The following is a 7,834-nucleotide window of genomic DNA, read 5'->3' as shown; positions in this document are numbered from 1 at the left end:
CCGTAGCGCCGATGGTAGTGTGGGGTCTCCCCATGTGAGAGTAGGGAACTGCCAGACATCAAACAAGTGAAAAGGCCATCCGAAAGGATGGCCTTTTTGCATTTCTACACGGCACACAGCGTAGGCCGGGTACGGCGAAGCCGCCACCCGGCATAACAAACGACTAGTGAATCACCTGTGACAGGAATGCTTGCGTGCGTTCTGACTTCGGATGCGCAAAGAACTCATCCGGTGGCGCCTGTTCAACAATCTCTCCGCGATCCATAAAGATCACCCGGTCAGCCACGGTCCTGGCGAACCCCATTTCGTGAGTCACGCACAGCATAGTCATTCCAGATTGCGCCAGCCCAATCATGGTATCCAGAACTTCTTTCACCATTTCAGGATCCAGCGCTGAAGTTGGCTCATCAAAAAGCATAATTTTGGGCTTCATGCACAGTGAACGGGCGATAGCCACACGCTGCTGCTGGCCACCCGATATCTGGCCTGGAAATTTATTGGCGTGTTCAGCAATACGTACACGTTCCAGATAGTGCATCGCTAACGCTTCAGCTTCCTTTTTTGGCATTTTGCGCACCCAAATCGGCGCAAGCGTACAGTTCTGCAGCACCGTCAGATGGGGGAACAGGTTAAAGTGCTGAAACACCATCCCGACTTCCTGACGCACGCGTTCGATGTTGCGAATATCTTCATTCAGTTCGATACCATCAACAACAATACGCCCCTGTTGATGCTCCTCAAGGTGATTGATGCAGCGAATGGTTGTCGATTTCCCGGACCCGGAAGGGCCGCAAAGGACAATGCGTTCGCCCTGCTTGACCTTAAGATTGATATCTTTCAGGACGTGAAATTGCCCGTACCATTTATTTACGTTTTCAAGCGTAATCATCGCGTCGGCGGGTGTCATAGTTATTTGGCTCATAATTTCCTCAGTGCGGTGTACGCCCGGTGTTAAAGCGCTTTTCCAGATGCTGGCTATAGCGCGACATGCTAAAACAAAAGATCCAGTAGATCAGAGCAGCAAAGACATATCCTTCGGTGGACATGCCAAGCCAGACAGGGTCAACCGTTGCCTGTTGCACGCTGCTAAAGAGATCGAACAATCCGATAATGATCACGAGGCTGGTATCTTTGAAGAGGGCGATGATCGTGTTCACCAGCCCAGGGATAACCAGCTTGAGTGCCTGCGGAAGTATCACCAGCCCCTGTGTTTTCCAGTAACCGAGCGCCAGTGATTCCGCAGCCTCATACTGCCCTTTAGGCAATGCCTGCAGACCGCCACGCACCACTTCCGCAACGTAGGCTGACTGGAACAGAATGACTCCCACCAGGGCACGGATCAGTTTGTCTATCGTCGTGCCTTCTGCCATAAATAATGGCAGCATGACCGAAGACATAAAAAGAACGGTAATAAGCGGTACACCGCGCCAGAACTCAATGAAAATAACCGAGAGCACACGGACAACGGGCATTTTTGAGCGACGGCCAAGCGCCAGTAAAATGCCCCACGGCAGTGCGCCAGCGATCCCAACAGAAGCAATAATCAGCGTCAGCGTTAAGCCGCCCCACTGTCGGGTTTCCACGCGTTCCAGCCCCAGGAAACCACCGTACAACAGCACCCACACAACAATCGGATACACCACCGCCCAGCAGGCGATGTACCGTCCGCGTTGCGGCAGCCTTTTCCAGAACATCACGGCGATGGAGAGCAGCCCAATAACCAGCGCCAGATTGATTCGCCAGCGTTGTTCGTGCGGATACAATCCATACATGAACTGACCAAAACGCTCGTGGATAAACACCCAGCAAGCGCCAGCTTTTGTACAATCTGCCCGGGTTGAACCGACCCAGTTAGCCTGCAAGAAAGCCCAGTTAATGAGTGGCGGGATCAACTCCCACATCAGCCACAGACAAATTATTGTCAGCAGACTGTTACCCCAGCTGGAGAATAGATTCTTACGCGCCCAGAGAATAAAACGCCCACCTGTCGGGTTGGCAGGACGCGAAGAGTGCGACAGTATCGCTTTTGTCATCATAGTTCCTTAGCGCTCGACCAGTGCGATACGGCGGTTATACAGGTTCATCAGCAACGAGATCGCCAGGCTGATAATCAGATAGACGGACATAGTGATGGCAATGGTTTCAATGGCCTGTCCTGTCTGGTTAAGCACGGTGCCGGCGAACAGTGACACCATATCCGGGTAGCCAATTGCGGCTGCCAGCGACGAGTTTTTGACAATATTGAGGTACTGGCTGGTCAGGGGCGGAATGATGACCCGTAACGCCTGTGGAATAATGACCTGTCGAAGCGTTACCGTATGAGGTAACCCCAGAGAGCGTGCTGCCTCGTGCTGTCCATGCGGGACTGCCTGGATCCCCGCCCGAATGATTTCGGCAATAAACGCAGACGTATAAATGGAAAGGGCCAGGGTCAGGGCCGCCAGTTCAGGAATTAACACCATCCCGCCCTGGAAGTTAAAGCCCCGCAAATGTGGGACATCCCAGTGTAACGCGGCACCAAAAAGCCAGTGTGTCAGGAGCGGCAGACCGATAATCAAAAGCGCCGCAATTGGCCATGTCTTGCGAAGCTGCCCGGTTTTGATCTGATGTTTGCGGTTATAGCGAAATAGCCCGGCAGAGAGGGCGAGCGCGATGATAATCGCGGCGATAAAAGCATATATCCCTTCTGCGAGTTCAGGAGAAGGAATATAGAGTCCACGGTTGCTCAGGAAAAACAGATCGAAGGCATCGACAGCCTGACGTGGGCCCGGAAGGTTACGCAGTACGGCGAAATACCAGAAAAAAATCTGCAGCAGCGGCGGGATATTACGGAACGTCTCAATGTAAATGGTGGACAGCTTTCGCAGCAGCCAGTTATCTGACAGGCGAGCGAGGCCAATAAAAAAGCCCAGTATGGAGGCGAAAACAATACACAGCGCGGAGACCAGCAGTGTATTGAGTAAACCGACGAGGAACACGCGGCCGTAGGTATCGCCTTCCTGATAGTCAATAAGATGCTGAACAATGCCAAAACCCGCACTGCGATCCAGAAAAGCAAAGCCGGAGGTAATACCGCGATTATTCAGGTTGGTAACCGTGTTATGAATTAAATAAATGGCGATAAGAACAACCGCAAGAATGGCAATAATCTGGAATAGCCAGGCGCGGACCGCGGGATGAGAAAAGGATAGCGATCCTTTTACGGGGGAGCGGCGATGGAACATAAAGAAACCTCGGTAACCATGACTCTGGAGTGGGCACTGCGTTCACAGTGCCCGTTACAGCAAAGACTTAACGTACTGGCGGTGCGTACTGAATACCGCCGTTATTCCAGAGATTGTTCTGGCCGCGTTTGATCTTCAGCGGGCTTTCCGATCCCACGTTGCGCTCAAAGATCTCAGCGTAGTTGCCCACCTGTTTAATGATGTGGTACGCCCACTTGTTATCCAGCTTCAGATCCTTGCCAAAATCGCCTTCTGTGCCCAGCAGGTGTGCCATATCCGGGGTAGACGGTTTGGCAGCTTTCTCATCGACGTTTTTCGAGCTGATGCCCATCTCTTCTGCATTTAACATGGCGAACAGGGTCCAGCGAACGATAGAGAACCAGTCTTCGTCGCCACGGCGAACGACGGGACCAAGGGGCTCTTTAGAGATGACTTCAGGCAGGACGATCCACTCTGCCGGGTTACTCAGCTTAATACGCAGCGCGTAGAGCTGTGACTGGTCAGACGCCAGCGTATCGCAACGGCCAGATTCCAGCGCTTTGGCTGATTCATCAGAGCGATCGAATGTCACCGGGGTGTACTTCATATTATTCGCTTTGAAATAATCGGCGACGTTAAGCTCGGTATCGGTACCGGCCTGAATACACACGGTCGCACCGTCCAGCTCTTTGGCGCTTTTCAGACCCGCTTTATTGTGGGTCAGGAAACCGATGCCGTCATAATAGGTGACACCGGTGAATGACATCCCCATGCCTGCATCACGGGAGGAGGTCCAGGTGGTATTACGGGAGAGCATGTCCACTTCGCCGGACTGCAGCGCGGTGAAACGTTCTTTGGCCGTCAGTGGGGTATATTTTACTTTGCTGTCATCACCGAAAACGGCAGCGGCGACGCCCCGGCAGACGTCAACATCGATACCGGTAAATTTGCCGTTAGCATCGGCATAAGAGAAGCCAGGCAAACCGTCGCTGATACCGCACTGAACAAAACCTTTCTTTTTCACGGCATCCAGCGTTGTGCCCGCATGGGCCTGACCTGCAACAGCAAACAACATACCCGCAGCGGCCAGGCTGGCTATCATCGTCTTTTTCATAATGCATCCTGTGTGGCTAAATTTATCGTTATTTAGGTGTTTTAAACACTTTTACCCATCTGTGGCGTTGGCCAACGTTTATATAGCAAACGTAATGCCAGGTTTCGCGCTCGATGAAATAAGCGATAAGTGAACGCTTAATGCTGAGTGTAGACAGGCTTAAATAAAAGGAGCGCCCCGAAACGGTGCGAAATTACAACCTGTGCCACAAATCGGAGCAAAACTTTTAAGGAGGGTCAGAGAAAAAGAAGAGATAGTTTCCGGAGTGAATATTGGCCGGGTATTCAATAATATGAATGGGTGAAAATCATTAAAACTGAATACAAAATTTAAAAGGGGAAGTGAAAAAGAGGTGACAGGCTTCTGGCTAAAATTAATGGTGTGAATAAATACGGGTCTTTTTTTTACTGATTTGATATTACTGCACTCATTCAAAGCAAAAGCGCGGCCAGAGCCGCGCTTTCTGAACAGATGTTATCGGGTCAGGGCAACAATACCCAGCGTCAACCCCGCCACCGCGGCAGCACCACCAGCGATAGCACCTGCTGTTTCCCAGTTATCCTGAGTGGTACCTTTCATACAGGTATTGGTATGAACCAGTCGGCCCTGATCGTCGTATACCGGTACACATGGAGAGTCGTGCGCGCATCCAGCCAGCAGCGCAGCGAGTAGTGCAACGGAAATGAATCTTTTCATGATGTTACCTCAGTATTATTTCGCGTCCGCTATAAAGCCAGGAGGGCTATTAACGAACTGGAGGTTATTTTACCACCGGGATAAGCCCACGTTACACGAGGAATAATCTCAAATTATGTTGTTTGTAAACATCGTGGCGTTCTTACTTAATGCAAACTGACTCTTTTTAACAATGCGATCTTAATACACTGTTTATCTTAAAATAAAAAGGCACCAGAGGTGCCTTTCAGGTATTCATTACTCTTTATGGCGCGTAAAGCGTCGCCGGACGACCACAAAGAAAACAGGTACGAAGAAGATAGCCAGAAGCGTTGCGGAAAGCATGCCCCCCATTACCCCTGTCCCGACCGCGTTTTGCGCACCGCTCCCGGCGCCATGGCTGATTACCAGCGGCATGACGCCAAGAATAAAGGCGAGCGAGGTCATCAGGATCGGTCGAAGGCGCATTCTCGATGCTTCCAGCGTGGCTTCAATGATGCCATTACCCTCTTTTTCCATCAGATCTTTGGCAAACTCCACGATCAGAATGGCGTTTTTAGCCGACAAACCAATCGTTGTCAGCAAACCCACCTGGAAATAGACGTCATTGTTCAAGCCACGTAACGCTGCTGCAACCAGCGCCCCTATGACTCCCAGCGGAACCACCAGCATAACTGAGAAGGGAATGGACCAGCTTTCGTAAAGAGCAGCCAGACACAGGAACACCACAATCAGTGAAATAGCGTACAACGCAGGCGCCTGATTTCCGGAAAGTCGCTCCTGATAAGACATTCCTGTCCAGTCATACCCGATGCCGGAAGGCAGTTTTGCAGCAAGACTTTCCATCAGCGCCATGGCCTCACCGGTACTTTTACCGGGGGCGGACTCACCGATGATCTCCATGGATGGCATCCCGTTATAGCGCTCCAGGCGAGGTGAACCGTACACCCAGTGCGAGGTGCTAAAGGTGGAGAAAGGTACCATCTCACCATTTGCGCTGCGTACATACAGGTTGCTGATGTCACCAGGCAGCATACGGAAGTGCGCATCAGCCTGGACATAGACCTTTTTCACGCGTCCATGATCGATAAAGTCATTTACATAAGTTCCACCCAGGGCCGTTGAGATGGTCTGGTTGACATCAGAAAGACTGATGCCCAGCGCCTGAGCCTTCTCCTGGTCGACATCCAGTTTAAACTGCGGGGTATCTTCCAGACCATTTGGCCGCACGCGCACCAGCATGTCAGGGTGCGCTTTCACCATTCCGAGAAGCTCATTCCGCGCCTGCGTCAGCGAGGTATGCCCCAGGTTTGCCTGATCAATCAGTTCGAAGTCGAAGCCCGTTGCGGTTCCCAGTTCGATAATCGCAGGCAGGTTAAACGGAAATACGAGCCCATCTTTTATCTGACTGAAGGCTTTTGTCGCGCGGCCAACAATCGCCTCAACGCTATTTTCCGCCCCCGGTCGTGCTTCCCAGGGCTTCAGGCTGATGAAGGCAATACCGGCGTTCTGGCCCTGGCCGCTAAAACTAAAGCCATTAACGGTAAAGACAGATTCAACATTGGCCTTCTCGTTTTTCAGATAATAGTTCTGGACCTGATCGAGGACCTGCTGCGTACGCGTCTGGGTCGCACCGGCCGGAAGTTGCACCATCGTCATAAATACCCCCTGGTCCTCTTCGGGCAGGAAGGAGGTGGGCAAGCGCAGGAACAGCACCGCCATACCACCCACAATGATGATGTACACCACCAGGTAGCGTCCGGTCTTGCGTAGAATGCCGCTCACGCTGTTGCTGTAGTGCTCCACGCTGCGGTCAAAAAGCGCATTAAACCAGCTAAAGAAACCGCCTTTCTTTTCGTGGTGATCGCCGGATACCGGTTTAAGCAGGGTTGCGCACAGCGCGGGGGTCAGGATCAGGGCGACCAACACGGAGAGTGCCATTGCCGAAACGATGGTCAGTGAAAACTGGCGATAGATGGCCCCGGTCGAGCCACCGAAAAATGCCATCGGGATAAAGACTGCCGACAGCACCATGGCTATACCCACCAGTGCGCCCTGAATCTGTTCCATCGACTTCTGCGTCGCCTCTTTCGGCGGCAGTTTGTCTTCTACCATCACGCGTTCGACGTTCTCAACGACCACGATGGCATCATCAACCAGCAAGCCTATTGCCAGTACCATCCCGAACATCGTCAGGGTATTGATGGAGAATCCGAACGCCGCCAGCACCGCGAAGGTACCCAGCAAAACAACCGGCACCGCGATAGTGGGGATAAGTGTCGCGCGCAGGTTTTGCAGGAACAGATACATCACCAGGAAGACGAGGATGATCGCTTCAAACAGGGTTTTTACCACTTCGTGAATAGAGATCTTCACAAACGGCGTGGTGTCGTACGGATAAACCACCTTCAGACCCTGTGGGAAGAATTGCTGCAGTTGCGCCAGCTTGCTCTTGATGGCCGCCGCCGTATCCAGCGCATTTGCACCGGTCGCCAGCTTAATCCCCAGGCCGGTTGCGGCCTGCCCGTTGATTTTGGTCACCATATTGTAGTTTTCACCGCCCATTTCAATGCGTGCGACATCCTTCAGGTGCACCATCGAGCCGTCCTGGTTCACCTTCAGCGTCACGCGACCAAACTCTTCCGGTGATTTCAGGCGGGTTTGCGCAATGATCGAGGCGTTCAATTGCTGGCCCGGCACGGACGGCGTTCCGCCTAGCTGGCCTGCCGCTATCTGGTCATTCTGGGTTTTCAGTTGATTAATAATGTCCAGCGGCGTCAGCTGGTATGTAAGCGTTAAGTGAGCGCCGTATTGACGGCTATTTATTGGTGAGATCTACGTT

At 52.2% G+C, this 7,834-nt stretch carries 5 protein-coding genes and 1 pseudogene; all 6 read right to left on the bottom strand.

The features are described from left to right. Nucleotides 1-163: 163 nt before the first annotated feature. Nucleotides 164-922, bottom strand: coding sequence for an amino acid ABC transporter ATP-binding protein (locus HX884_RS24530; protein ID WP_013099005.1), 759 nt, complete (start codon nucleotides 920-922; stop codon nucleotides 164-166). A gap of 7 nt (nucleotides 923-929) precedes the next feature. After that, nucleotides 930-2,033 carry an amino acid ABC transporter permease gene (locus HX884_RS24525; protein ID WP_020687396.1) on the bottom strand — a complete coding sequence of 368 codons (1,104 nt, stop codon included), beginning with the start codon at nucleotides 2,031-2,033 and terminating at the stop codon, nucleotides 930-932. A gap of 9 nt (nucleotides 2,034-2,042) precedes the next feature. Further along, nucleotides 2,043-3,224: an amino acid ABC transporter permease gene (locus HX884_RS24520; RefSeq protein ID WP_013099003.1), complete on the bottom strand. Its 1,182-nt coding sequence runs from the start codon at nucleotides 3,222-3,224 to the stop codon at nucleotides 2,043-2,045. A gap of 67 nt (nucleotides 3,225-3,291) precedes the next feature. Next, on the bottom strand, nucleotides 3,292-4,317 hold the full coding sequence (locus HX884_RS24515) for an amino acid ABC transporter substrate-binding protein (RefSeq protein ID WP_013099002.1): 1,026 nt from the start codon (nucleotides 4,315-4,317) through the stop codon (nucleotides 3,292-3,294). 474 nt (nucleotides 4,318-4,791) lie between these two features. Continuing rightward, on the bottom strand, nucleotides 4,792-5,013 hold the full coding sequence (locus HX884_RS24510; RefSeq protein WP_013099001.1) for a lipoprotein: 222 nt from the start codon (nucleotides 5,011-5,013) through the stop codon (nucleotides 4,792-4,794). Between the two features lie 237 nt (nucleotides 5,014-5,250). After that, nucleotides 5,251-7,779, bottom strand: a pseudogene (locus tag HX884_RS24505) (efflux RND transporter permease subunit); the annotation flags it as partial. Nucleotides 7,780-7,834: the final 55 nt, after the last annotated feature.

The organism is Enterobacter sp. SECR19-1250 (genome assembly GCF_013391025.1).
Lineage (GTDB): Bacteria > Pseudomonadota > Gammaproteobacteria > Enterobacterales > Enterobacteriaceae > Enterobacter > Enterobacter cloacae.
This window is presented reverse-complemented; position numbering and strand designations above follow the sequence as displayed.